A 1,820-nucleotide genomic window follows, 5' to 3' on the forward strand; every position below is an offset into this window, starting at 1 on the left:
GCTTCAGCGTCGGGCGCGGCGGTAGACCTTTCAGACGCCGGATCTCATCCTTCAGAGCCGCATTCTCGGCGCGAAGCCCGGCGACCTCTGCCCGCAACTGCAGGATCATGTCGAGCAGGTCCGCAGGGGTCGGCGTTCGAGAATCTGGTGGCTCCGCCATGGCCTGACAGAATCACGCCGCCCGCCAAACCGACACCCACTCTAACCCGATACACCCGAGTCATAACGCCGCGTCCGCCACCGGTTTTGCCCCGGTTACGGAATGAAGCGTGCGGAGCTCGAGCGCCGTTTTCACCCGATCGTCGGCATGGCAATCCGGCTCCATGTTTCCATGGAGGCCCGTTCGAAGTTTGCGATACTGGGCTGAGGTGAAAGGTTGCGCGGATAGTGGAAGAGATTTGCTATCGGTCGGTGGATGGAAACGAAGCGCTGACATTGCCGGCTCGACTTGAACCGCTTCATCGTCCGTTCCCGTCTTCGAACGGCAAGATGAGAATTCTCCGCCCTGTTGTTCAACCCTTTGTGGGATCGATGTTCCACGCCGGGCATGAGTTCGTTCTTTGCCGCGCCATATGAACGAAGCTTGTCTGTAATCATGACCGTGGCGCGATGCCCTGTTGCTTGAGCAGCTTTCGCAGCAGCCTCAGCGCAGCTTTACGGCCTCTTCGGCTTTGCACAAGGGCGTCGAGAACATGGCCGTTTGCATCGACCGCTCGCCACAGCCAGTGTTTCCTGCCCTTGATGGAAACGACCATCCCATCGAGGTGCCATTTGCCGGCTCCGAACTTGGCTGCCCATTCACCCACGGTCTGGAGAGGGAGACCGCGATGTCGCGTACGGCGAGAATGTCCTCGACATGGCGAAGGCTGAGCGGAAAGCGGAAGTGGAGCCACACCGCATGGCTGATGATTTCAGCCGGAAAGCGATGGCGCTTGTAAAGATGACTGGCGGGGTCGGCAGGACGTTCGGCCATGGCGCGGCCTACGACGCCGACCTTCACGCCGAGTTAAGGCCACGGTACCCATCCAGTTCCATTGGCCACATCACACGACCTGGCTGCCGAGCAGACCTTATGGGCGCGAATACCTTGCGGGCCAGCCGGACGGCTACTGCTATAGCCAATCTGGCCACACGCGAATCTGAGAATCTGAGGGCCAGCTTTGTACTGAGCGACTTCCGCGATGCCACCGCGAGGAGCAACTCCGCCGACCGGCTGTTCAAACTGCCGATCGGTATGGCGCGCGGGGCACTTTTGGCCAAATCGACACCAAAGATTACCAATGAAACATAATACAACATTACAACTGGAACCAATCAATATTTGACACAACTCCAAACGATTGGCAAAAAACCAACACAGAACACAAGCATAAAAAGGCTGTTGAACAAATTGCCACCGATATGATCAGCAAAATATAATTATCGCGCACATATCAATAGCGCCTACAGGTATAGGGAATGTCTCGCATGTGCTCCAGTCCATCTATTGTATTAAATAGTAACAAGTTGCTCGCGAAAGTGGCAATCGTGATCTCGACGCAAGCCATTGTCTTAAGTGGGCAGGGCGCTGCCGTCGCCAATGCTGCAATGTTTGAGCAAAACGACCATGGGGCGCTCATCGAAGTAAGAAAAGGCGCCACCGGCCTCGCTGCGCCGCACGAAAAGCCTCATTCGGCGCAGTTCAATTTCGATGCCGAGGCCGAAGCTGTCCCGGCCGAGCGGGGCCAGGCTCCGGTCTCCTACGCGAGTCTGAATGATCTGTCGCTGGCTGCGGGCACGGCAATCGCCAGCGAGGCAAATTCTGTACTGGAATTTACAGG

The 1,820-nt window shown here is 57.1% G+C and carries 2 protein-coding genes and 1 pseudogene; 2 read left to right on the plus strand and 1 reads right to left on the minus strand.

Annotated elements, in window-relative coordinates; translation table 11 throughout:
- Positions 1-291: 291 nt before the first annotated feature.
- Positions 292-973 (minus strand): annotated as a pseudogene (locus EOB59_RS34610) (IS6 family transposase).
- A 99-nt stretch (positions 974-1,072) separates the two neighbouring features.
- Between EOB59_RS34610 and EOB59_RS34615 the strand changes: the two are divergent.
- Both EOB59_RS34615 and EOB59_RS34620 read left to right on the plus strand, forming a co-directional pair.
- Positions 1,073-1,291, plus strand: a complete 219-nt coding sequence (locus tag EOB59_RS34615) for a hypothetical protein (RefSeq protein ID WP_128178017.1) — start codon at positions 1,073-1,075, stop codon at positions 1,289-1,291.
- A 176-nt stretch (positions 1,292-1,467) separates the two neighbouring features.
- A partial coding sequence (locus EOB59_RS34620) for a hypothetical protein (protein WP_164895852.1) occupies positions 1,468-1,820 on the plus strand: 353 nt, incomplete at its 3' end.

Origin of the sequence: Mesorhizobium sp. M7A.F.Ca.MR.176.00.0.0 (assembly GCF_004023165.1) — a bacterium.
GTDB lineage: Bacteria > Pseudomonadota > Alphaproteobacteria > Rhizobiales > Rhizobiaceae > Mesorhizobium.